The sequence below is a fragment of the Streptomyces hydrogenans genome (assembly GCF_014656075.1).
GTDB classification, from domain to species: domain Bacteria; phylum Actinomycetota; class Actinomycetes; order Streptomycetales; family Streptomycetaceae; genus Streptomyces; species Streptomyces hydrogenans.
The window spans coordinates 1-22,397 of record NZ_BNBS01000133.1 but is presented as its reverse complement, the minus strand read 5'-3'; the positions used below and the strand labels follow the sequence as shown (position 1 = coordinate 22,397).

The 22,397-nt window shown below is 73.8% G+C and carries 23 protein-coding genes and 1 pseudogene; 10 read left to right on the top strand and 14 right to left on the bottom strand.

Annotation, left to right across the window (positions count from 1 at the left end; genetic code table 11):
- A pseudogene (locus IE321_RS34980) lies at nucleotides 1-234 on the top strand (serine/threonine protein kinase); the annotation flags it as partial.
- Between the two features lie 27 nt (nucleotides 235-261).
- Here IE321_RS34980 and IE321_RS34975 read toward each other — a convergent pair.
- The 3 genes from IE321_RS34975 to IE321_RS34965 all read right to left on the bottom strand — a co-directional run bounded on the left by IE321_RS34975 (nucleotide 262) and on the right by IE321_RS34965 (nucleotide 3,191).
- Nucleotides 262-543, bottom strand: coding sequence for a hypothetical protein (locus IE321_RS34975; protein WP_043221346.1), 282 nt, complete (start codon nucleotides 541-543; stop codon nucleotides 262-264).
- A gap of 128 nt (nucleotides 544-671) precedes the next feature.
- Complete coding sequence (locus IE321_RS34970; RefSeq protein ID WP_190225857.1) at nucleotides 672-1,685, bottom strand: YdcF family protein; 1,014 nt, start codon at nucleotides 1,683-1,685, stop codon at nucleotides 672-674.
- A 108-nt stretch (nucleotides 1,686-1,793) separates the two neighbouring features.
- Nucleotides 1,794-3,191: a YbbN family protein gene (locus tag IE321_RS34965; protein ID WP_190225856.1), complete on the bottom strand. Its 1,398-nt coding sequence runs from the start codon at nucleotides 3,189-3,191 to the stop codon at nucleotides 1,794-1,796.
- Nucleotides 3,192-3,378: 187 nt separating this feature from the next.
- On the opposite strand from IE321_RS34965, the gene IE321_RS34960 reads away from it, so the two are divergent.
- From IE321_RS34960 to IE321_RS34950, 3 genes are all read left to right on the top strand, one after another.
- Entirely contained in the window at nucleotides 3,379-4,407 is a 1,029-nt protein-coding gene (locus IE321_RS34960; protein WP_190225855.1) for an Lrp/AsnC family transcriptional regulator, read from the top strand.
- Nucleotides 4,408-4,461: 54 nt separating this feature from the next.
- The gene (locus tag IE321_RS34955) at nucleotides 4,462-4,761 is read left to right on the top strand and encodes a DUF6191 domain-containing protein (protein WP_043221185.1); all 300 of its coding nucleotides are present in this window, start codon (nucleotides 4,462-4,464) and stop codon (nucleotides 4,759-4,761) included.
- A 204-nt stretch (nucleotides 4,762-4,965) separates the two neighbouring features.
- Nucleotides 4,966-5,715 (top strand): SURF1 family protein, encoded by a 750-nt coding sequence (locus IE321_RS34950; RefSeq protein WP_190225854.1) that lies wholly within the window; start codon nucleotides 4,966-4,968, stop codon nucleotides 5,713-5,715.
- 82 nt (nucleotides 5,716-5,797) lie between these two features.
- Here the strand turns inward: IE321_RS34950 and IE321_RS34945 are convergent, their stop codons facing one another.
- The 6 genes from IE321_RS34945 to IE321_RS34920 form a co-directional block, all read right to left on the bottom strand.
- Nucleotides 5,798-7,072 (bottom strand): hypothetical protein, encoded by a 1,275-nt coding sequence (locus IE321_RS34945; RefSeq protein WP_226652132.1) that lies wholly within the window; start codon nucleotides 7,070-7,072, stop codon nucleotides 5,798-5,800.
- Complete coding sequence (locus tag IE321_RS34940) at nucleotides 7,069-7,740, bottom strand: SigE family RNA polymerase sigma factor (RefSeq protein ID WP_372470260.1); 672 nt, start codon at nucleotides 7,738-7,740, stop codon at nucleotides 7,069-7,071. Before IE321_RS34940 ends, IE321_RS34945 begins: the two co-directional genes overlap by 4 nt.
- Before the next feature lie 406 nt (nucleotides 7,741-8,146).
- Nucleotides 8,147-9,415 (bottom strand): aspartate kinase, encoded by a 1,269-nt coding sequence (locus IE321_RS34935; RefSeq protein WP_043221190.1) that lies wholly within the window; start codon nucleotides 9,413-9,415, stop codon nucleotides 8,147-8,149.
- A 165-nt stretch (nucleotides 9,416-9,580) separates the two neighbouring features.
- Entirely contained in the window at nucleotides 9,581-10,237 is a 657-nt protein-coding gene (locus IE321_RS34930) for a DUF5063 domain-containing protein (protein WP_043221194.1), read from the bottom strand.
- Nucleotides 10,238-10,293: 56 nt separating this feature from the next.
- Nucleotides 10,294-10,893, bottom strand: a complete 600-nt coding sequence (recR, locus tag IE321_RS34925) for a recombination mediator RecR (protein WP_043221197.1) — start codon at nucleotides 10,891-10,893, stop codon at nucleotides 10,294-10,296.
- A gap of 58 nt (nucleotides 10,894-10,951) precedes the next feature.
- Nucleotides 10,952-11,287 carry a YbaB/EbfC family nucleoid-associated protein gene (locus IE321_RS34920; protein ID WP_043221198.1) on the bottom strand — a complete coding sequence of 112 codons (336 nt, stop codon included), beginning with the start codon at nucleotides 11,285-11,287 and terminating at the stop codon, nucleotides 10,952-10,954.
- Nucleotides 11,288-11,575: 288 nt separating this feature from the next.
- On the opposite strand from IE321_RS34920, the gene IE321_RS34915 reads away from it, so the two are divergent.
- Complete coding sequence (locus IE321_RS34915; protein WP_226652203.1) at nucleotides 11,576-12,280, top strand: SLATT domain-containing protein; 705 nt, start codon at nucleotides 11,576-11,578, stop codon at nucleotides 12,278-12,280.
- A gap of 33 nt (nucleotides 12,281-12,313) precedes the next feature.
- On the opposite strand, the gene IE321_RS34910 is transcribed toward IE321_RS34915, so the two are convergent.
- From IE321_RS34910 to IE321_RS34900, 3 genes are all read right to left on the bottom strand, one after another.
- Nucleotides 12,314-12,964 (bottom strand): putative DNA-mimic protein, encoded by a 651-nt coding sequence (locus IE321_RS34910; RefSeq protein ID WP_043221202.1) that lies wholly within the window; start codon nucleotides 12,962-12,964, stop codon nucleotides 12,314-12,316.
- Between the two features lie 112 nt (nucleotides 12,965-13,076).
- Complete coding sequence (locus IE321_RS34905) at nucleotides 13,077-13,790, bottom strand: GntR family transcriptional regulator (RefSeq protein ID WP_043221205.1); 714 nt, start codon at nucleotides 13,788-13,790, stop codon at nucleotides 13,077-13,079.
- Between the two features lie 113 nt (nucleotides 13,791-13,903).
- Nucleotides 13,904-15,265 carry an aspartate aminotransferase family protein gene (locus tag IE321_RS34900; RefSeq protein ID WP_043221206.1) on the bottom strand — a complete coding sequence of 454 codons (1,362 nt, stop codon included), beginning with the start codon at nucleotides 15,263-15,265 and terminating at the stop codon, nucleotides 13,904-13,906.
- A gap of 168 nt (nucleotides 15,266-15,433) precedes the next feature.
- Here IE321_RS34900 and IE321_RS34895 point away from each other — a divergent pair, with 168 nt between their 5' ends.
- From IE321_RS34895 to IE321_RS34885, 3 genes are all read left to right on the top strand, one after another.
- Nucleotides 15,434-16,027: a DJ-1/PfpI family protein gene (locus IE321_RS34895; protein ID WP_190225853.1), complete on the top strand. Its 594-nt coding sequence runs from the start codon at nucleotides 15,434-15,436 to the stop codon at nucleotides 16,025-16,027.
- Complete coding sequence (locus tag IE321_RS34890) at nucleotides 16,024-16,488, top strand: MarR family winged helix-turn-helix transcriptional regulator (RefSeq protein WP_043221212.1); 465 nt, start codon at nucleotides 16,024-16,026, stop codon at nucleotides 16,486-16,488. The genes IE321_RS34895 and IE321_RS34890 overlap by 4 nt, the downstream gene beginning before the upstream one ends.
- Before the next feature lie 83 nt (nucleotides 16,489-16,571).
- A complete protein-coding gene (locus IE321_RS34885; RefSeq protein ID WP_190225852.1) occupies nucleotides 16,572-17,453 on the top strand; it encodes a hypothetical protein in 882 nt (293 codons plus the stop codon).
- A gap of 31 nt (nucleotides 17,454-17,484) precedes the next feature.
- Here IE321_RS34885 and IE321_RS34880 read toward each other — a convergent pair whose 3' ends face one another.
- Both IE321_RS34880 and IE321_RS34875 read right to left on the bottom strand, forming a co-directional pair.
- A complete protein-coding gene (locus tag IE321_RS34880) occupies nucleotides 17,485-18,366 on the bottom strand; it encodes a glycoside hydrolase family 19 protein (RefSeq protein ID WP_190225851.1) in 882 nt (293 codons plus the stop codon).
- 222 nt (nucleotides 18,367-18,588) lie between these two features.
- Nucleotides 18,589-19,530 carry an NADP-dependent oxidoreductase gene (locus IE321_RS34875; RefSeq protein WP_190225850.1) on the bottom strand — a complete coding sequence of 314 codons (942 nt, stop codon included), beginning with the start codon at nucleotides 19,528-19,530 and terminating at the stop codon, nucleotides 18,589-18,591.
- A gap of 215 nt (nucleotides 19,531-19,745) precedes the next feature.
- Here IE321_RS34875 and IE321_RS34870 point away from each other — a divergent pair, with 215 nt between their 5' ends.
- On the top strand, nucleotides 19,746-21,302 hold the full coding sequence (locus tag IE321_RS34870; protein ID WP_190225849.1) for a PstS family phosphate ABC transporter substrate-binding protein: 1,557 nt from the start codon (nucleotides 19,746-19,748) through the stop codon (nucleotides 21,300-21,302).
- An 84-nt stretch (nucleotides 21,303-21,386) separates the two neighbouring features.
- Nucleotides 21,387-22,397 (top strand): serine/threonine-protein kinase (locus tag IE321_RS34865; protein ID WP_190225848.1); only part of this gene is annotated, 1,011 nt, incomplete at its 3' end.

The window sequence follows — 22,397 nt, the reverse complement described above, 5'->3', positions numbered from 1 at the left end:
GGGCCGGCCGCCATGCCCGCCCCGCGCACCTCCGGCCCCTCGTCCGGGCCCACGGCCGCCGTCCCCGCGACGGGCGGGTCCCGGCGGCGGGCGCCCGAGCGGTCCGGGAACTCCGGCTCCACCGGCGGCGCACTCGCCGAGCTGTCCCGCCGACGGCCCCGCAAGACGGCCGCCGTCGCCGGGATCGTCGCCTTCGTCGTCTTCCTCTTCATCGGCATGGCCTGGCTCTCCTGACCCGGCCACGCCGTCCCTCGCCCGGCCTCAGTACAGCCGCGGCGCCATGACGTGCGGATCCGTCTCGTCCTCCACCAGCAGCAGGCAGCGGGGCACGCCCGGCCCCGGGGTGGCGCGCACGCTCGCCGGTGTCGGCGGGTCGGTCGGCAACTCGATCGGGACGGTCACCGGGCGGTCGTCCCGGGTCGTCGCGAACCCCGTCTCCTTGCCGTCGACGAGGACCTCGACCACCTGCCGCAGGCCGGTCTCCACGGTCACCGAGACCGAATGGCCCCGGTAGTCGATGTGGAAGTGGTGGCGTCGCCTCATGAGGTCACCTCCGCGGCGGGTCCGGGCACCTCCGCCGACGCCCTCGGACACCTCCGTCCCTCCAGGGTAGGGACGTGCGGCCGGACCCGCCCGTCCGGCGCCGCGGCGGGGTCCGGACCGCCCGGGCCTCACCCCGTGACCGCGAGCCCCAGGCAGCTGAGGCCCACCAGCACCGCGCAGACCGTGACATTGACCGCCCGGTACTCCAGGAAGACGGCGGCGAACTCGCGGATGATGGCGCTCGGCCAGAAGTAGGCGGCGGTCGGCGAGCCCACCACCTGCCCGTCCACCCCCGCCTTGCGGGCCATCAGCGCGGCCCGGAAGGCGTGGAAGTTGTTGGTGACGATGACGCAGCCCGCGCCCGGCCGCTCCGCGTCCATCAGCTCCTTGCTGAACAGCAGGTTCTCCTCGGTGCTGCGGGAGCGGTCCTCACGGCGGATCCGGTCCTCGGGGAAGCCCCGCTCCACCAGGTAGTCGGCCATGGCGTGGGACTCCGGCAGCTCCTCGTCCGGACCTTGGCCGCCGGAGGCGACGAGGAGCGGCGGCCCGTCCTGGCCGCGCGCGGCCAGCAGCCCGTACACCTCCCGGCCCCGGTCGAGCCGGGAGGCGAGGAGCGGCGGCACCCGCCGGCCGCCGATCAGCCCGGAGCCGAGGACCACCACGAAGCCGGCGTCCCTGCGCAGTCTCATGCGGCCGTACAGGAACGCGTACCCCACGAAGCACAGGAAGAGGAAGGAGACGTAGCCGAGGACGAGGAGCAGGGTGACGGCGATGACGCCGAGGACCCGCGAATGGGTGAGGACCGCCACGGCCATCAGCCCGAGCACCCCGAGGATGCCGAGGCCGGCGAGGAGCGAGAGCAGGTTGGCGGGGCGTCTGCCCTCCTTGCGGACCATCTTGACGCCGTTGGCGCACAGCAGCCCCGCGAGGACCACCGGGCCCAGGCCGAGGACCAGCAGGAGCAGCACGAGGACCGTCTCCGTCAGACCGTGCGGCAGGTCGTCGACGGCCGAGAGCAGGCCGAGGCCGAGGAAGGTGACGGCGAGACCGAGGTACACCGCGTTCCCGAAGCGGCGGCGGTCGCGCAGCACACCGACCCCGAAGAGGAGGAGGAACAGGGCGGACACCGCGAAAGCGATCATGCCGTCATCGTAGGCACCGCACCCCACGCCGGGGAGGACCGCGCACGAAGCTGTGGACAACTCCTCCGCGGCCCGTCCGCCCCACCCCGATCGAGTGGGCGGACCCCCTCACCGCTCCCGGGAGAGCGCGAACAGCCCCTTCCGCGCGCCCTCTTCGTACGCCTCCCGCAGCTCGGGATCGTCCAGGAGCGCCCGCAGGGCGTCGTCGCTGCGGGCCCGCGCCACCGTGCAGTAGCGCGCCGGTCGGTAGGAGGTGTCGAAGACGGAGGTGCGCAACAGGTCGACGGCGCCGAGGATATGGGCCGCGAGATCCGGTCGTCCGTCGAGCAGCCGCATCTGGGCGAGGAGTTCGGCCGCGCAGGAGGCGCCGACGGCGGAGCCGAGCCGCAGGTGCTCGCGCAGCGCCCGCCGGGCGTGCTCGGCGGCCCGGGTCCGCTCCCCGTCCCAGGCGAGGAGTTCGGCCCGGGCGTGGTCCGCCCACGCGTCGGCGAACAGGTCGCGGCCCGCCCAGGTCCGCCGCCCCGCCCCGTCGAGCTCCAGCTGGTCCAGCGCCTCCTGCGCGGCCTCCGGGTCGGTGCGGCTGTAGCAGAGCGCCAGCGCCGCCCAACACGCCTCCCGGGTCGGCCCGAAGTCGGGCACGTCCCCGATCTGTTCCAGCGCCTCCCGGAACTCGCCCGCCGCCGCCCGGGCACGGCCCTGGTAGAGGGCGACGGCGCCGCGCAGATGGGCCAGGAGCCCCAGGCACCGCTCGTCCCCGTCCCGCACCGCGCTCGCCCACGCCTGGACCAGGAGCGGGTCGGCGTCCTCGGGGCGGCCCGACTCCAGCTCCAGGAAGGCGGCGAGCCACAGCGCGCGGGCGGGCGGCGGGCCCTGATGCAGCGCCAGGGCGTGCCGCAGCCGGGTCCGCCCCTCGGTGATCCGCCCGCAGGCCACCCACAGGAACCACAGCGAGACCGCGATCTCCAGGGACGCGCCGGTCTCGTCCCCGGGCTCGGCCTGCGCCGTCGTCGGGTCCATGGCGGCGGCCAGGTCGGGCAGTTCGCGCAGGGCCAGGTCGCGGGCGTCCAGCTGCCGGCCGCGCTGCCACCACTCGGCGGCCCGCCGGGCGACCTTCACGCACCACCTCCGGTGGTGCAGGACGACGATCCAGCGGTCGCCCCGGGCGGTGAGCCGGCGCGCGCCCACCGCCCGCATCGCGTGCGGCATCCAGTGGCGCGGCCCGCCGTCCTCCCCGTCGAACAGGTCGTCCACCGGCAGCAGCGCCAGCGGCGCCAGCCGCTCCAGGACGGCGCCGACGTCGGCGGCGACCAACGCCCCGTAACCGCAGACCTCCTCCACCGCACGCCGGTCGAAGGCGCCCTCGAAGACCGAGAGCCGCTCCCACAGCAGCCGCTCGGCGGGACCCGCGGACGCGTACCCCGCCTCCGCGGCGGCGAGTTGGCCGGAACCGACCGCTTCGCCCCACAACACCTCGTACTCGGGTGGCTCGACCGCCCCGCGCCCCATGCCGTCCATCCCCCGTGCGTCCCCGTTCTTCCGGCTGCCGCCGCCGTCGGGTGTCGTCGCTGTGACGTTTGGCCGATTTTGTGGCCACCGGGCACCGAGGCGGCTTGAATGCATATGCCCTGGTCCACATCCTGGGGTGCGCTCGGAGCCACGACCAAGGTTTTCCGAGGATCGGCCAAGGAGGAAAATGCGTACCGGGGAATCCGTCCTGGCGGAGACGGATATGTCACTGATCCACGCCCTCCAGATCCTGCCGCGGGCGAGCTGGACCCAGCTCTCCACCGTCCTCGGGGCCGGGCCCGACACCCTCGCGCGCCGCTGGGAGCACCTCACCGCCGGCGGCTACGCCTGGACCTCGCTCCTCATCGCCCGGCGCGGCACCGAGTCCGCGCTGTACGCCTGGGTCGAGCTGGAGTGCACCGCCGACACCACCGAGGCCACCGCGGTCGAGCTGGCCGGCGACCCGGGCACCCTGGGGGTGCACGCGGTCACCGGCGGCGCCGACCTCGTCCTGCTGCTGATCGCACCGGACCTGCCGGCCCTCGACGCCTACGTCACCGGCCGGGTGCGCCGGCTCCCCGGGGTGCTGCGGGCCCGCACCCAGGTCGTCACCCGGATGCACAACCGCCCCTACCGCTCCCGGATCGAGCAGCTCACCCCCGCGCAGGCCCGGCTGCTCGCCGACCTCAGCGCCCTGGAGCGGCGGGACGGGGCACGCGCGCGCGTGGCCCCCCAGGTGACGGAGCTGGACCGGCGGCTCGTCGCGGAGCTGGCCGGTGACGCCCGCCGGAGCGCCGCCGAGCTGGCCCGGCAGTGCGACACGAGCGAGTCGACGGTACGCCGCAGGCTGGACGTCCTGGCCGCGGGCGGCGCGCTCCACCACCACTGCCAGCCGGCGCCCCGCTTCTCCGGCCGCCCGGTGTGGGCCATGGTGACGGCGCAGGTCGCGCCGCCGGACGAGCCGGGCACCTTGGCGGCGCTGACCCGGGTGCGCCGGACCCAGGTGATCACCTCGGTGACCGGGCCGCACAACCTGGCGGTGGCGATGTGGCTGGGCTCGGTCGGGGAGCTGCACGAGATCACCGCGGGGCTCGTCCGGGCCGCCCCGGCGCTGCGGATCACGGGGACGGCGGTCAGCCTGCGCACGTACAAGATCGGGGCGCAGGTGCTGGGGCCGGACGGCCGCCGGCTGCACCACATCCGGCCGGACGCCTGACCCGCGCGCGCCGGAGCCTTCCGGGGCCGCGCGCGGACGTGGTCTCCTGGGAGCATGGGGTTCGCCGTGTTCGTGACGCTGCCGGGTCTGGTCATCCTGCTGACCGTGATCGCCTTCGCCGACCAGTTCCTGCGCATGAGCGGCCGGGGCAAGCGCCGGGGCACCGTCTCCTCGACCGGCTTCGAGCAGCTGCACGCCACCTTCTCGCCCGGCAAGCAGAGCGAGCTGAAGGAGCGGCAGAGCGCCCTGCTGCTCCGCGACGACGAGGAGGACGGCGCCCCGCCGCGCCGGACCACGGTGGACCTGTCGGGCGGCCGCGCGGTGATCCGCCTCCGCCCGGACGCCCGGGCCTGACGGCCGCGGGACCGGGAGCCCGGCCCGTCCGTCCCCACCGGACCCGCCGGCCCCGTCGCCCCACGAAGCCCACCGGCCCTCCGGACCCCTGTCGTCCCACGGACCTCACCGGACACCCGTAGCCCCACGCACCCGACCTCCCCCGTGGCCCCACCGGGCCCCCTCCTGGAAGGGGCGCGGCCCGGCCCCCGTACCGTGGGGGGCGTGTACCGGTTCCTGAGGACCCCCCGCTGGTGGGGGATCAATCTCTTCGTCCTGCTGGCCATCCCGTTCTGCGTGTTCATGGGGACCTGGCAGCTGGGCAAGTTCGAGGATCGCGTCGACTCGCACCAGGATGCCGAGCGGAAGTCGGCCACGAGCACGCCGGCGGCCGCGCCGCTGGCCTCGCTGCTGCCGGTGGACAAGGAGACCTCCGGCCGCGCCACAGAGGCCCGCGGCCGTTACGGGGAGCAGTTCCTGGTGCCGGACCGCGAGCTGGACGGGAAGTCCGGCGCGTACGTGCTGACGCTGCTGCGGACCGACGACGGCCGCTCGCTGCCGGTGGTCCGCGGCTGGCTCCCGGCGGGCGCCGAGGCCCCCGCCCCGCCGTCCGGCGAGGTCACCGTCGTCGGCGCGCTCCAGGCGTCGGAGAACCAGGGCACGAAGGGCGTGCGCGCGGCCGGCGGGCTGCCCGAGGGGCAGCTGGGCATGATCAGCGCGGCCTCGCTGGTGAACGTGGTGGACGACGACGTGTACGACGCCTGGATGACGCTCACCGACTCGCCGGCCGGTCTGACGCCGGTCCCGGCGGCCGCGGCCGCGGGCACGGGCCTGGACGCCAAGGCCTTCCAGAACCTCGGCTACACCGCCGAGTGGTTCGTCTTCGCCGGCTTCGTCGTCTTCATGTGGTTCCGGCTGCTGCGCCGGGAGGCCGAGGCGGCCCGCGACGAGGCGCTCGGCCTGGCCGACCACTGACGGGGCGAGCGGGTACGGCGAAGGGGCCGGGGAGATGGATCCCCGGCCCCTTCGCCGTACCCGTGCGGGCTCGCCGGCCCGCTCAGCCCTTGATCATCCCGGTCCGGTAGACGGTGCCCGCGCAGGCTCCGTCGAGGACCGTGGTGACGCTCGGGCCGCCGGGCTCCGGGGTGTAGGTCACCGCGACGCTGCCGGAGGCCGGTTCGGCGCGCAGGAGCTGGGTGCCCAGGCCGGAGTCCGTGCCGGTGCCGCTCCCGGAGCCCGTGCCGGTGCCGCCGGCCTCGGTGCCGCCCGGGTCGGCGCCCTCGCCGCCGCCGGTGGGCGTGGGGCTCGGCTCGGTGGGGACCTCGGTGGGCTCGGTCGGCGTGGGGGTCGGCTCGGTCGGGACCTCGGTGGGCTCGGTCGGCGTCGTCGGGGTGCCGCCGCCGTCGGTCGAGCAGGTCGCGGACGGCACCCAGGCGAACTTCAGCTGGTACGAGCCGCCCGGCTTGAGCACCAGCGGCTTGCTCTCCACCGAGGGGTCGGGCAGGCCGCCCGCCGGATCGCCGGAGGTGTGCCGGACGACGGAGATCGAGCCCGGGTCGGCGGCGCCGCTCGCCGAGACGCCGACCAGGCCGGAGCCGTTGAGCACGCAGGTCGAGCCGGAGCCGTTGATGATGGTGAAGCCGCCGTAGATGACGCCGGTGGAGTCGGGGCCGCTGTTGTACCCGCCGCCCGACTGGAGCGCCCCGCTGTCGCAGGCCCGCGCGGAGCCGCCCGCGGAGCCGGCGCCCGAGCCGGAGCCCGGCCGGCTGCCCTCGGGGTCGGGCTTGGCGTCGCCCTTGTCGGTGGCGCCCTGGGTGGGGCCGGTGGTGGGCGAGACCTTGACGGAGGGCGCCTTGGTGGAGGCCGGGTCGTCACCCTCGGTCTCGGCGCCGGTCCCCCCCTGGGCCTGCTCGCCGTGCCCGGCGAGGGCCGGGTTGGCGGCGGTGAGCCCCGGGGAGCCGGCGACGTGGATGAAGGCGGGGACGGCGGTGCCGATGAGGACCGCGGCGGCCGCGGCGCCGACGAGCGCCTGCCGCTTGCGGGCGCGGCGGGCGGGCACGGCACGGCGCAGGTGGTCGAGGGAGGCACTGGACGGTTCCAGTCCCGAGACGGCGCCGTGGAACAGCCGGCGCAGCGCGAGCTCGTCCTCCCCGTCGTCCTCGCCGGGGCCGGGCTCGAAGTCCATCATCAGTCGTCCACTCAGGTCGTCACGTCCGACGCGCGCCTGTTCGGCGCCGCGTCCGCTGCGTTCGTCGGGGTCGTGGCGCTCCTCGCCGTCGCCGCGCCCGTCCCGCGCCTCCGGGGTCAGGTCGTCCTCGCGCTCGGCGCTCATGCCTTGGCCTCCATGACGACGCGCAGGGCGGCTATGCCCCGGGAACCGTACGCCTTCACGGAGCCGAGCGAGATGCCGAGGGTCTCGGCGACCTGGGCCTCCGTCATGTCGGCGAAGTAGCGCAGGACGAGGACCTCGCGCTGGCGGCGCTGGAGGCCCTTCATCGCCTTGATGAGGTCGTCGCGCTCCAGCTGGTCGTACGCCCCCTCCTCGGCGCTGGCCATGTCCGGCATCGGCTTCGACAGCAGCTTGAGGCCGAGGATGCGGCGGCGCAGCGCGGACCGGGAGAGGTTGACCACGGTCTGGCGCAGGTAGGCGAGGGTCTTCTCGGGGTCGCGGACGCGCCGGCGGGCCGAGTGGACGCGGATGAACGCCTCCTGGACGACGTCCTCGCAGGAGGCCGTGTCGTCGAGCAGGAGGGCGGCGAGACCGAGCAGCGACCGGTAGTGGGCGCGGTAGGTCTCGGTGAGGTGGTCGACGGTGGTGCCGGCGCCGGTGCCTTCGGCGGTCTTGCGCGGCGTCGGGATGCCGCTGACCCTCGCACGGGATTCGGTGGTCACGGAGGGGGTCACCGGAGGACCGTCGAGCGGGCGCGGGCGCCCGAGCGGACGGACCGCGGCGTCGCGTCCGGGCGCGCCGACGGCGCCGGGGCCCCGCAGGGGGAGCACGGCCGTGCGGACCCCGCGGAGCGGGGAGAGCGCGGGAATGTCGAGTACGTCTGCCACGCCTGTTGGACCCGTGTTCCCCCGGAATGGTTGTACGCCTGCGCCACTTTTCTCAGCGGCGACCCGTTCGTCCTCATGCGTAACTGTTCTCCCCCATTGCCCCGTTCCATCGCGCTCTCCGCTCACGTTCGTGGGTGAACGCGGAGACGCGCCCCACCCAACTACTAGTTGCAGGAAGGGGGAAGAGCATCGTCCGACACCGCATCACCGCAGTTCAAGGGGGTTCCGTCGCCGAATTGCTCACAGGATGTTCACAGATCCTCCGAAGCCACCTCAATCGGATACGACGACCGCGCCCGGCCGCTGGGAGCGGCCGGGCGCGGTTGCGGTACGGGTCGGACCGGTCGGGTCAGCGCCCGGTGCCGCCGTAGACGACGGCCTCGTCGGAGTCGCTGTCCAGGCCGAAGGCGCTGTGGACGGCGCGGACGGCCTCGTTGACGTCGTCGGCGCGGGTGACGACCGAGATGCGGATCTCGGAGGTCGAGATCAGCTCGATGTTGACGCCCGCGTCGGACAGGGCGCGGAAGAAGTCCGCGGTCACGCCCGGGTTGGTCTTCATGCCGGCGCCGACGAGCGAGATCTTGCCGATCTGGTCGTCGTAGCGCAGCGAGTCGAAGCCGATCGAGCCCTTCGCCTTCTCCAGGGCGTCGATGGCCTTGCGGCCCTCGGCCTTGGGGAGGGTGAAGGAGATGTCGGTGAGACCGGTGGAGGCCGCCGACACGTTCTGCACGATCATGTCGATGTTGATCTCGGCGTCCGCGACGGCCCGGAAGATGGCCGCGGCCTCGCCCGGCTTGTCCGGAACGCCGACGACGGTGATCTTCGCCTCGGAGGTGTCGTGGGCGACACCGGAGATGATGGCCTGCTCCACCTTGTCCCCTGTCGGTTCGTTGCTGACCCACGTGCCCTGGAGTCCGGAGAAGGACGAGCGGACGTGGATCGGGATGTTGTAGCGGCGCGCGTACTCGACGCAGCGGTGCAGCAGCACCTTGGAGCCGGAGGCGGCGAGCTCCAGCATGTCCTCGAAGGAGATCCAGTCGATCTTCTTCGCCTTCTTCACCACGCGCGGGTCGGCGGTGAAGACGCCGTCGACGTCGGTGTAGATCTCGCACACCTCGGCGTCGAGCGCGGCGGCGAGCGCCACGGCCGTGGTGTCGGAGCCGCCGCGGCCCAGGGTGGTGATGTCCTTCTTGTCCTGGGACACGCCCTGGAAGCCGGCGACGATGGCGATGTTGCCCTCGTCGAGGGCGACGCGGATCCGGCCCGGCGTGACATCGATGATGCGCGCTTTGTTGTGCACCGAGTCGGTGATGACACCCGCCTGGCTGCCGGTGAACGACTGGGCCTCGTGGCCCAGGTTTTTGATCGCCATCGCCAGCAGGGCCATGGAGATCCGCTCTCCGGCGGTCAGCAGCATGTCGAACTCACGCCCGGCAGGCATCGGAGACACCTGTTCCGCGAGATCGATCAGCTCGTCCGTCGTGTCGCCCATCGCGGAGACCACGACGACCACCTGGTGGCCGTTCTTCTTGGCTTCCACGATCCGCTTGGCGACGCGCTTGATGCCTTCGGCATCGGCAACGGAGGAGCCTCCGTACTTCTGCACGACAAGGCCCACGTGCGCTCCTCGCTCGGTCGGTGCCGCAGCCTCTCGCTGCGGTCGGCTCAGTCTAACGAGCGACCGAAAAACACCAGCCCGCTATCACATCCTGAGACGGCGTGCTCAGAAAGTGATCACATCGCGATCCGGGACCGTGACCCGGAGCCGCGACGGAGCCGGGAACTAGAGCCCCTTCATCCCCAGCGGCCCCGCGATCTCCTGGATCATCACGCGGCCCGCCTCCTCCGCCAGGTCGTCCTCGGTGAGGTCCTCGTCGGTGTCGAGGCCGTCGAGGGCCGCCAGGGGCTGGTCGAGGCGGACGTGGGCCACCAGGGACTGGAGGGCGCGGAGGGTGGCGGAGGCGGTGGGGCCCCAGTTGGAGAAGTAGGAGAACTGCCACCACCACAGCGCCTCGGAGGTGCGGCCGGCCCGGTAGTGGGCGAGGCCGTGGCGGAGGTCCGCGACGATGTCCGCGAGGTTGTCCGAGATCCGGGCCGGGACCGGCGCCTTGCGGGGCTCGTACGGGTCGAAGACCTCGGAGAAGACGTCCACCGGGTCCAGCATCGCCGCGAACCGCTCCCGCAGGTCGTCCACGTCCGGCTCCGGGCCCGTGTCCGTCTCGTACCGCTCGTCCGGGACGATGTCCTCGTGCGCGCCCAGCCGGCCGCCGGCGAGCAGCAGCTGGGAGATCTCCAGGAGCAGGAAGGGCACCGCGCTGTCCGGCTCGTCGCCCTTGGCGACCTCGGTCGTGGCGACGATGAAGCTCTCGACGGAGTCCGCGATCTGGACCGCGAAGTCGTCGGGACTCTGCGTGATGGAGTGGAGCGTGGGGTCAGACATCGAGGAGCCTCCCTGAGTGCTCACCGGCACCGGCCCGGTCCTCCCGCGCCCGGTCGTCATACATCTAGCAGCCTCCGCCCCTCGAAGGCACGGCCGAGCGTGACCTCGTCGGCGTACTCCAGGTCGCCGCCGACCGGCAGGCCGCTCGCGAGCCGGGTGACCCTGAGCCCCATGGGCTTGATCATCCGGGCCAGGTACGTGGCGGTGGCCTCGCCCTCCAGGTTGGGGTCGGTCGCCAGGATCAGTTCGGTGACCGCGCCGTCCGCGAGGCGGGCGAGCAGCTCCCGGATCCGCAGGTCGTCGGGGCCGACGCCCTCGATCGGGCTGATCGCGCCGCCGAGGACGTGGTATCGCCCCCGGAACTCGCGGGTCCGCTCGATCGCGACGACGTCCTTCGGCTCCTCGACCACGCAGATGACGGTCAGGTCCCGGCGCGGATCGCGGCAGATGTTGCACTGCTCCTGCTGTGCCACGTTCCCGCAGACCGCGCAGAACCGGACCTTCTCCTTGACCTCCAGGAGCGCGTGCGCGAGCCGGCGCACGTCCGTCGGCTCCGCCTGGAGGATGTGGAAGGCGATCCGCTGCGCGCTCTTGGGACCGACGCCGGGCAGCCTGCCCAGCTCGTCGATCAGGTCCTGGACCACGCCTTCGTACAACGGAACGCCCTTTCCGGGTGTGCTCTTGCCTTCTTACGGTAGTGGCTGGACGTGTCGGCTAGAAGCCCAGGCCCGGCATTCCTCCGAGGCCCTGCGCCAGCGGGCCCAGCTTGGTCTGCTGGAGCTGCTGCGCGTTGTCGTTCGCCGCCTGCACCGCGGCGACCACCAGGTCCGCCAGGGTCTCGGTGTCCTCGGGGTCGACCGCCTTCGGGTCGATGACCAGGCCGCGCAGCTCGCCGGAGCCGGTCACGGTGGCCTTCACCAGACCGCCGCCCGCCTGGCCCTCGACCTCGGTCGCGGCGAGCTCCTGCTGGGCGCGCGCGAGGTCCTGCTGCATCTTCTGCGCCTGCTGGAGGATCTGCTGCATGTTGGGCTGGCCGCCACCGGGGATCACGGTCACTCCTCGTGTTCGAAGCTCGGCCGGTCACGTCTGGTACCGGTGATCCGAGCCTACGCGGTCACGGACCGCCCTGCCGTGACAACTCTTTCGAGTGAGAAACTGCGGGCTCCTCTACCTGATCAAGACCCTCTTGCGGGCGGAAATCCCGGGATTCCGGGCCCGTCGCCCACCATTCGGCGGTAGGAAGGGCAGGCACCACGTGCACCGCACGTCACAGAAGGACACGAGCGACACGAACGCTGGGCTGAACAGAGGAGTCCCCCGGTGAGCCACCAGCCGGAGATGCAGCCGCCGGGGCAGCCCGGGGAAGACGTCCACGGAGATCTGACGGGGAAGCCCTTCCCCCTGGGCGACTGGGGCGAGCCCGCGGAGCGCCTCGACGAGCTCTACCGGTGGGTGGAGACCGGCGCCCTGCGCACCGCCGAGTGGTACCTCTCGGACCGGGTGTGGAAGCGCCGCTGCGCCCGGGGCCTGCGGATCGGCACCGCGCTCGGCGTGATCGCCGGGGCCGCGCTGCCGCTGCTCGACCTGACCGGGGTCGCCGAGGGCACGGCCGGCTGGGGCTACCTCTCGCTGCTGCTCGGCGCGGCCTGCATGGCCTGCGACCGGTACTTCGGGCTGACCTCCGGCTGGATAAGGGACGTGGCGACCGCCCAGGCCGTGCAGCGGCGGCTCCAGGCCCTCCAGTTCGACTGGGCCTCGGAGAGCGTGCGGGAGGTCCTCGGGCCGACGGAGGGGACCGCCAGCGAGGCCGCCGAGCGGTGTCTCGGGGTGCTGCGCCGCTTCTCGGAGGACGTCACGGAGCTGGTCCGGGCGGAGACGGCGGACTGGATGGTCGAGTTCCGCTCGGGCCCGGCGCCGCTGGCGCTCCAGTCGGTCGGGGTCGTACCGGCCCGGCCGGAGGCGGCGCACCCGTCCGGGCGCTTCCCGCTGCCGCCGGGCACCCGGCCGAACATGCCGCGCCAGCGGCCCCCGGAGGCCCGCTGAGGCTCCTCCGGGGCGGCCGTGGGACGCGTGGGGTCAGCTGAGCATGATCATCGAGCCCTGGGCGAGGCTGCGGGTCGCCGCCGCGTGCAGCCCGAGCCAGACGTGCCGCTCCCGGGCGAAGGGCCCGTCGTCGTACGGCACCGGGGCGGCCGGCTCCTCCAGCTCGGTGGGCCGGGCGGGCGGGGCCGGGGCGGCCGGCGGGTTCGCCGGGTCGATGCCGAGGGCCGGGGCGACGAACTCCAGTTCCCGCAGCAGCCCGTAGGAGGAGCCGAGCGGGCCGCCGCCCTCCAGGAGCCGGTCGCTGGAGAGCGGCACCGGGAAGTCGACCGGCACGTAGGCGCCCGCGTGGTCGTAGTGCCAGACCAGGTGGGACTGCTGGGCGGTCGCCTCGAACATCTCCAGGAGCTGCTCGTAGTCCCCGCCGAGCTCGCCGACGGGCTCGACCGGCAGCCCGCAGATCGCCAGCAGGTAGGCCCGGCGCAGGAAGTGCAGGGCCTCGTAGTCGAAGCCGGCGACCGGGGCCACGTCGCCGGAGAGTCCCGGCATGTACGCGTACACGGGCACGGTCGGCAGGCCGGAGGCGCTCAGCACGGCGTCGTAGGCGGCGAGGTCTTCGGCGAAGGGGTTGTCGGGGCTGTGGCACAGCACGTCGACGAGGGGGACCAGCCACAGGTCACAGGCCAAGGGAGGCTCGCTCTCCGTCAGTTCCGGGGAGGGCCAGGGTAGTCGGCGGCGCCGACGACGCCCACCCGTGGGAGGCCTGCCCCGGGAAGCGGGGCCTCAATCCGGCGGCGGGTCACCGGGTGGGCCGGGCCTCCAGGCGGTCGGCCCACTCCAGCGAGTGGGCGTTGTAGGCGCGGACGACGTCGAGGGCGGCCTCGGCGTCGCCGCGGGTGACGGCGTCGATCAGCTCCACGTGTCCGGACCAGAGCCAGCCGTGGAGTTCGCGCTCGGCCCGCAGGTAGGGCACGGAGAAGACCCACGCCTGGACGCGGAGCCGGTGCAGGAAGTCGGCGATGTGGCCGTTGCGGGCGACCAGCCGGCCCAGCTCGTGCCAGTAGCGCAGGTCGTAGCCGATGAGGACGTCGAGGTCGCCGGCGCGGGCGGCGCGGACGGCGGCCTCGCCCCGGCGGCGTATCGACACCAGGACGACCCCGATGCCGGGGTCCGGCTCGGGGAGGGCGGCGCGGGTGCCGGGGGCGTGCAGGCGGAAGATGCCGTCGACGACGAGCATCCGGGCCTCGACCATCTCCCGGTAGTCGGCCACCGAGAAGCGGTGGACGCGGAAGCCGCGGTGCTGGTCGGAGTCGAGCAGGCCCTGGGCGCAGAGCTCGACGAGGGCCTCGCGGACGGGGGTGGCGGAGACGCCGTACTGCTCGGCGATCTGCTTGACGGTGAACTCCCGGCCGGGCTGGAGACGCCCCGCGAGGACCTCGTCACGGAGCGCGTCCGCGATCTGCCGGCTGAGGGTGCTGCGGGTGACGGCGCTGTTCGCGGACGTGCCGGGCATGCGGGCGGGGCCCCCTCCATGAGGTTCCGGAAGACTCTAGTCCAGACCTGGTCCCTCGGGAGGAGGCCCTGGTCACACGGGGTGACGCCGGCCGGTGCCGTCAGCGGGTGACGTCAGACCGTGTGCTCGTCGGCGACGGTGAGCGCCGCGTCCAGGGCCGCCAGGCCCTCCTTGACCTCGTCGGCCGTGACGTTGCAGGCGGGGACGGCGTGGGTGCGGTTCATGTTGACGAAGGGCCACAGGCCGTTCTTCTTCGCCGCGGCGCCGAAGGCGGCCATCGGGGCGTTGGCCTCGCCGGCCGCGTTGTACGGGACGAGCGGCTCGCGCGTCTCCTTGTTCCTGACCAGGTCGAGCGCCCAGAAGACGCCCATGCCGCGGACCTCGCCGACGGACGGGTGGCGCTCGGCGAGCTCGCGCAGGCCGGGGCCGAGGACGGTCTCGCCGATGCGGGCGGCGTTCTCGACGACCTTCTCGTCCTCCATCACCTGGATGGTGGCGACGGCGGCGGCGCAGGCCAGCGGGTGGCCGGAGTAGGTGAGGCCGCCCGGGTAGGGGCGGGTCTCGAAGGTGGCCGCGATCTTCTCGCTGATGGCGACGCCGCCGAGCGGCACGTAGCCGGAGTTGACGCCCTTGGCGAAGGTCAGCAGGTCGGGGACGACGTCGAAGTGCTCGGCGGCGAACCACTTGCCGGTGCGGCCGAAGCCGGCCATGACCTCGTCGAGGACGAAGACGATGCCGTACTTGTCGCAGATCTCGCGGACGCCGGTGAGGTAGCCGGGCGGCGGGGTCATGATGCCGGCGGTGCCGGGGACGGTCTCCAGGATGATCGCGGCGATGGTGCCGGGACCCTCGAAGGCGATGGTGTCCTCCAGGTGCGCGAGGGCGCGCTCGCACTCCTGCTGCTCGGTCTCGGCGTAGAACGGCGAGCGGTAGAGGAAGGGCGCCCAGAAGCGCACGACGCCGGCCGAGCCGGTGTCGGAGGCCCAGCGGCGGGGGTCGCCGGTGAGGTTGATCGCGGTGGAGGTGGCGCCGTGGTACGAGCGGAAGGCGGAGAGCACCTTGTGGCGGCCGGTGTGCAGCCGGGCCATCCGGACGGCGTTCTCGACGGCCTCGGCGCCGCCGTTGGTGAAGAAGATCTTGTCCAGGTCGCCGGGGGTGCGCTCGGCGATGAGGCGTGCGGCCTCGGAGCGGACGTCGACGGCGAAGGCGGGCGCGAAGGTCGCGAGCTTCGCGGCCTGCTCCTGGATGGCGGCGACCACCTTGGGGTGCTGGTAGCCGATGTTGGTGTAGACGAGGCCGCTGGTGAAGTCGAGGTAGCGGTTGCCGTCGTAGTCCCAGAAGTACGACCCCTCCGCGCCGGCCACGGCGAGCGGGTCGATCAGGCCCTGGGCGGACCAGCTGTGGAAGACGTGCGCGCGGTCCGCGGCCTTGACGGCGGCGCCGGCCTGGGGGTCGGGTACGACATGAGGGGTCATGCACCGAAGGGTAAGGAACCCCAGGTGGGACGGCCATCACCATCTTGTCCACCGAGAACGCGCCGGACACGACACTGTGCTCTGCCGGGCGGGCGGCTGCGGATTTCGTCGCGGGGTTCCGGAGGCGCTCCTCTTGACAGCATCCTGTCGTTTTGACAGTCTACTGTCATGACCTCGAAGACCGTTCACCTCGCCGTGTACGACACCCTCGCCGACTGGGAGACGGGGCACGCCACCGCGTGGCTCGCCCGCGCCGGGTTCACCGTGCGGACCGTGGGCGCCGACGCCGGGAAGCCCGTCACCACGATCGCCGGGATCCGGATCGTGCCCGACCTCGCGCTGGACGAGCTGCGCCCCGAGGACAGCGCCCTGCTGATCCTGCCCGGGGCCGAGAAGTACGACGAGGGCGACGAACTCGCCCCGTTCACCGCCGCCGCGCGGGCCTTCCTCGACGCCGGGGTGCCGGTCGCCGCCATCTGCGGGGCCACCGCCGGGCTCGCCCGGGAGGGGCTGCTCGACGACCGGGCGCACACCGGTGCCGTCTCCTTCTACCTCGCCGCGACCGGCTACGCGGGCGCGGAGCGGTACGTGGAGGCCGACGCCGTCACCGACGGGGACCTGATCACGGCGGGCCCGACCGAGCCGGTCGCCTTCGCCCGCGAGATCTTCGCCCGGCTCGGCGCGTACGAGGGGAAGCGGGACGCCTGGTACCGGCTCTTCCACGACTCCGACCCGGCGGCCTTCGCCGAGCTGAACGGATGAGCCGGGTCCAGCAGGAGGCCCTGAGCCGGACCGCCCTCGGCGTCTTCCGGCTCAACGGACAGTTCCTCGCCGTCGCGGAGAAGCTGGCCGAGCCCGCCGGGCTGACCGCCGCCTGGTGGCAGGTGCTCGGGGCGGTGCTGCCCGAGCCGCTGCCGGTGGCGGGCATCGCCCGGGTCATGGGCATCACCCGGCAGAGCGTCCAGCGGATCGCCGACCTGCTGGTCCGTGACGGCCTGGCCGTCTACGCCCCGAATCCGGCGCACCGCCGCGCCAAGCTGCTCGCCCCCACCGAGGCCGGCCGGGCGGCGATCGCCCGGATCGGCCCGGGCCACGCGGAGCTGGCCGCCCGGCTGACGGCCGAACTCGGCGGCCCCGAGGCCTTCGAGGAGACCGTACGGGTGCTGGAGCGGCTGTCGGCCGCGCTGGAGGCGGTCGAGGCGGAGGCCGGGCGGGAGGGGTAGCTTTCCGGCCGTCCGGGCGGCCTGTGCTGCGCGCCATGTACACGTCGGGGGGTAGTGCCGCCACCAGGATCTGCGGGTGGGGGATGGTCGTCAGCGCGGGCGCGGCGGTGGGGTGTTCGCCGGCCGGGGTCTCGCCGTACCCCCCGCTCACGCCGGAGCTGGCGCTCGCGGGGGCCTCGGCGCTCTTCGCCGTCGCCTGGGTGGTGGCCTCGTACCGGAAGCCGAAGGAGCCGGACCACTTCGGCGACCGGCCGTGCAAGCCCCGCGCGCGCCGTGGGTCCGGTGGGTCCGGTGGGTCCGGTGGGCCCAACCCGGCGCTGCCGTACGTCTTCGGCTTCGGGATCGCGCCGGCCACCGTCGCCGCGTTCCTGGTGGTCTTCACGCCGAGCACCGCCCGGGGGCAGTGGGAGGAGCGGATGCCGGCCGCCGGGTACGGGGAGTTCGAGGTGCCGGCCGTACGGCTGTCCGGGGAGCCGGAGTTCGTGCCCGCGGGCCAGGACAACGACGCGTACTACCTCACCGACGTCGTGGTGCGGGTGCCCTTCACCGCCGGGCCCCGCGAGGTCGTCGTGGAGGGGATGTACTCCGCGGCCGAGCCGCTCGCGCCGGGCGCGGAGGTGGCGGTGTACTACGCGCCGGGGGCCCCGGACGCGCCGGTGACCGAGCACGACCAGGTGGAGGAGGGCGCGCTGTTCCTCAGCTTCGCCCTCGCCGTCTGGGTGTGGCCGTGGGTGATCATCGCCGGGGTGATCCTGAAGTCGCAGATGGAGGCGTCCGACCTGCACCGGCTGCGCCGCTTCCGGCCGGCGGTCCATCTGCCCGCGCTCGGGATCCTGTTCGCCGGGCTCGTGCTGCTGCTGCCGACGGCGCTGGAGTTCCAGGTGGCGGGCTACGACCGGTTGCCCGCCTTCCTCGCCTCGTTCACACCGGCGCTCGCCCTGACCTGGGTGGTCAGGGCGAGCTGAGGATCCCCGTGGGGGGGGCGGCGGGTGAGGGTCAGCAGGAGAGGTTGGATCCGGCGGGGACGCCGAGGATCTGGGTGAACTGCTGGTACTTGGTGACGCGGCTCTGGACCTGGGCCGGGTTGCGGCCGTTGCACTCCAGGCTGCCGTTGATCGCCCAGATCGTCTGGCCGAAGCCGGCGCCGTTGACCATGGCGTTGTGGGCGGTCATGGTGCCGGGGCCGTTCTGGGTGTTCCAGTACCAGAGGCCGGTCATCATGGCGACGTCCGGCTCGCGCTCCACGCGCCAGGGGTTGTTCAGGAGGTCGATGCCGAGGGCGTCGCCGGCGGCCTTGTAGTTGAAGTTCCAGGAGAGCTGGATCGGGCCGCGGCCGTAGTAGGCGGCCTGGCCGGCGGGGCAGCCGTAGGGCTGGTTCGCGTCGCAGTAGTGCGGGTAGTTGGCGGTGTTCTGCTCGACGATGTAGTACAGCCCGCCGGTCTCGTGGGAGACGTTGGCGAGGAAGGCCGCGGCCTCCTGCTTCTTCACGGTGTCGCTGCCGGTGCCGGCGAAGGCCGGGTACTTCTTGGTGGCGGCGACCAGCCCGGCGTACGTGTAGAAGGGGTTCCGGTTCGGGAACATCTGGTTGAACTGGGCCTCGGTGACGACGAATCCGGAGGGGTCCGGGGTGCCGCCGCCGCCCGTGCCGCAGGCGCCCTCGTCGCGCCAGACGTCGCTGGAGCCGGGACGCTCGTTCTGCGTCCACCACTTCGCGTACCAGTTGTGGCCGTTGTACGAGGCGGTCATGCCGCCGGTGTAGACCTGGCCCGAGTTCCAGGCGCCGACGCAGGCGGGGGCCGCGCCGGCGGTGGCGGGGAGCAGGATCGCGAGCCCGACTGCCGTACAGAGGGCGGCGATCAGGGCGAGAAGACGTCGCATGCGCTGTCGTCCTTCCGGTGGGGGGAAGGACAGCGAAGCGACACTGGTCTGTACCTGTCAAGGTCTAGACCAGAACTGGCGGATTCGAGCCGACGGCACGACTCCGCCCCTCAACACACCAGGGCGACGCACCCGCACGACTCCGCCCCTCCGTGCCGGGGGCACGGAGGGGCGGACGTCGCGGGCGTTCGGGGAGGGGCGGGAGCGGGCGCCGGGCGCCCGTCAGATCATCAGCACGATCCGGCCCGGCCGGCGGCCCGCCTCCGCGCGCCGGTGCGCCTCCCCCGCCTCCTCCAGCGGCAGCACGTCGGCCACCCGGGTCGCGAGCCCGCCCGAGCCGACCAGTTCCAGGAGCTCCTTCAGCCGGGCGGCGTCCGGACGGCCCTCCACCACGTCCACCCGGACGCCCCGCTCGGCCACCGGCACCCGCTCCCCGGAGGCGGAGACGAAGACCCCGTCGTCCTTGACCGCGGGCAGCAGCGGGTCGGCGATCAGGGCCGCGTCGAAGACGCCGTCCACCCGGTCCGGCGCGTGGCCCAGCACCCCGGTGATCACCTCCTCCGGCGCCCCGCGCGGCACCACCCCGTCGGCCCCGAGGAGCCGCAGCTCGTGCGCGTCGTCGGCGTCGCCGAGGGCGATCACCCGGTGGCCCGCCCGCGCCGCCAGCTGCACCGCGAACCGGCCCACCACCCCGCTCGCGCCGGTGATCAGCAGCGTCGCACCGTCCGGCAGCGCCATCAGGTCCAGCGCCTGGGCGGCGGTCAGCGCGGAGAGCGGCAGCGAGGCCGCCGCCGTGAAGTCCACCTCGTCCGGGACCGGGGCCAGCCAGCCCGGCTCCACCAGGATCGTCTCCGCGTACGTCCCCGCCCCGGCCCCCTCCGCCACCCAGGGCACGAAACCGGCCACCCGGGTGCCCGCGGGGAGGCCCGGCGCCGGGTCCACCAGGGTCCCGGCGAAGTCGTAGCCGAGCACGAAGGGCGGGGCCAGCGCGCCGAGCGCGGCCGCGAACCGGCCGGACCGGATCTTGAGGTCCGCCTGGTTGACCGCCGCGGCCCTCAGCCGCACCCGGACCCGCCCCGGGGCGTCCGCGGGGTCCGGCTCGGGACGGCGCACGGACCTGAGGACCTCGGGTCCGCCGTAGGCGGTCACTTCGACGACACGCATGGGGTTCCTCCTCCGGAAGGGCCCCCTCACGGCCATTACATCCACGCTCCTCCGGCCCGGGCAACCCCGGCCGGGCCACCCGGACGACCCCCGCCGCGGCGACCCCCGAACCGTCCTCCCGGCCGGCTGAACGAGCGGCGAAATCCAGGTGTCGGGCCGCTACGCCACCCCCGGGCTCGCACACCCGTCCGTACCGTCCCGGCCATGGAGTCCCCATGGAGTGGATAACCGCCGAGAACGTGGTCGCCGTCGCCACCGCCCTGCTCGGCGTCCTCGTCTCGGTCGGCGCCGTCTGGATCGACCGCTTCAAGCCACAGCGCAAGCGCCTCGGCTACCGCGTGCAGCTGAACACGCCCCTGCACAAGGAGGGCGACGACCAGGACGGCGGCGTGATGACCGTCCGCGCCGGCGAGGTACTGGGCAGCGCCGCCGCCGGCGCCACCCTCGTCCTGCTCCGCATCGAGAACGACCGCGACCTCGACATCGGCATCGACGACTACGGCGTCGCCCCCGCCGAGCACGCCCTCCGCATCACCTTCGGCACCCCCTCGGTGACCGTCCGGGGCGTCGTCGCCACCGTCCCGGCAGGCTGGAACCCCGTCCGCGACGACCTCGACAGCGCCCCCAAGCTCGGCCGCGACGGCAACGCCGTCCTCGTCCCCCGGGTCGCCCTCGACCCCGGCCAGTACTTCAAGCTGCTCGTCCAGCTCTCCGGCCCCGTCGCCGACCGCGACATCAAGGTGCACGGCACCGTCGCCGGCGGCTCCATCCGCCGCAACCGCTCCACCACCCCCGACGACCAGACGGGCCGGTTCAGCCCCACCGCCCGCTCCGTCACCGTCGTCCTCACCGCCTGCGTGGTCGCGCTCGCCGCGATCATCGTCCGCGAACAGACCCCGCCCCCGATCGGCTGCGCCCGCGGCAGACTCACCGTCACCGGCTCCACCGCCTTCGCGCCGGTCGTCCGGGAGGTGGCGAAGGCATACGAGAAGGACTGCGCGGGAGCCACCGTCACCGTCGACGCCGACGGCTCCACCTCCGGCGTCCGGGACCTCGCCGAGGCGGGCGCGCGCACCGAGGGCTCCCCCGCCGTCATCGCCCTCTCCGACGGGCACGGCCCGGCCGGCCACCCCCGGCTGCGCGAGCACATGGTGGCCGTCTCCCTCTTCACCGTCGTCGCCCACGACGCCGTCCCGGTCCGGAACCTCACCCTGGACCAGATCCGCTCCCTCTACCGCGGCGACGTCGCCCGCTGGGACCTGCTGACGGGCCCGGGCCTGCCGGCGGACCTCCCCGGCCTGCCGGTCCTCCTGGTCAGCCGGGACGCCAACTCCGGTACCAGGGAGGTCTTCCAGCGCCGGGTCCTCGGCCGCAACGAGCCCGCCAACTCCTCCCGCGACTGCTCCACCGTCGACGACCGGGAGGCGAAGGTCGTCCGCTGCGAACTCGACTCCACCGACCAGGTGCTGGCCACCGTCGCCCGCCTCCCCGGCGCGATCGGCTACGCCGAACTCGGCTCCGTCGCGGCGGCGAAGGGCCTGCACCGCGTCGACCTCGACGGTCGCGGCCCGGTCCTGGACGAGCTGGGCGCGTCCCCGTACCCCTACCGGGAGATCGAGTACGCCTACACCTGGGGCGACCCGGCGAGCGACTCCCTCACCGCGAGCTTCCTCGCCTACCTCGCGCGGGGCCGGGGCCAGGACATCGTGCGCGCCCGCGGGCACCTGCCGTGCGCGACCCCGAAGGGGCTGCGGATCTGCGGGGACGGCTGAGAAGGCGGCGGGCACGGGCTGACACCGGACCGTGACCCGGAGCGTGCCCCGGCTCCTCCGCCCGGTCTGGCATCCTCTTGCCACGTGGAGCCATTGAACGCGGAAGACCCGGTCGGCATCGGCCCGTTCCGACTCATCGGCCGGCTCGGGGTCGGCGGCATGGGCCGGGTGTTCCTCGCGCGTTCGGCCGGCGGGCGGACCGTCGCCGTCAAGGTGGTGCACGCCGAGCTGGCCGCCCAGGACGAGTTCCGGCGGCGCTTCGCCCGGGAGGTCGAGGCGCTGGAGCGGGTCGGCGGCACCGGCACCGCGCCCGTCCTCGGCTCCGACACCACCGCCGCCTCCCCGTGGGTGGCCATCGGCTACGTGCCCGGCCCGTCGCTGCGGACCGTCGTCGGCGACGAGTACGGACCGCTGCCGCCCGCGACCGTCCGGGCGCTGGGCGCCGGCCTCGGGAAGGCGCTCGACCACATCCACCGGGCCGGGCTCGTCCACCGCGACCTCAAGCCCTCCAACGTGCTGCTGACCGTCGACGGCCCCCGGATCATCGACTTCGGCATCGCCCGGGCCGTGGACACCGTCACCGACGGCGGGCTCACCAGCACCGGCGCGGTCGTCGGCTCGCCCGGCTTCATGTCGCCCGAGCAGGTGCGCGGCGAGAAGGTGGGACCGGCGTCCGACGTCTTCTGCCTGGGCTCGGTCCTCGCCTACGCGGCGACCGGCCGTTCCCCCTTCGGCACCTCCGACAGCGGCGTCCACGCGCTGATGTTCCGGATCGCGAACGACGACCCCGACCTGACGGACGTGGCTCCCGCGCTGACCGGCCTGATCCGGGCCTGCCTCGCCAAGGACCCGGCGGCCCGGCCGACGGCGGCCGAGATCGCCGAGACGCTGCCGGTCGCCGACCCCTGGCTGCCCGCCGACGTCCTGGCCCGCCTCGGCCGGCACGCGGCCCGGATCCTGGAGGCGGAGGGCACGGACGACACCGGCGGACCGGCGTACGAGCCGGCCGGTCCGGGCGGGACGGCGTACGCCCCTCCCGGCGCCGACCGCGCGGCGGGCGACCCGACGCCCGGCCCGTCCGCCACCGGGGGCACC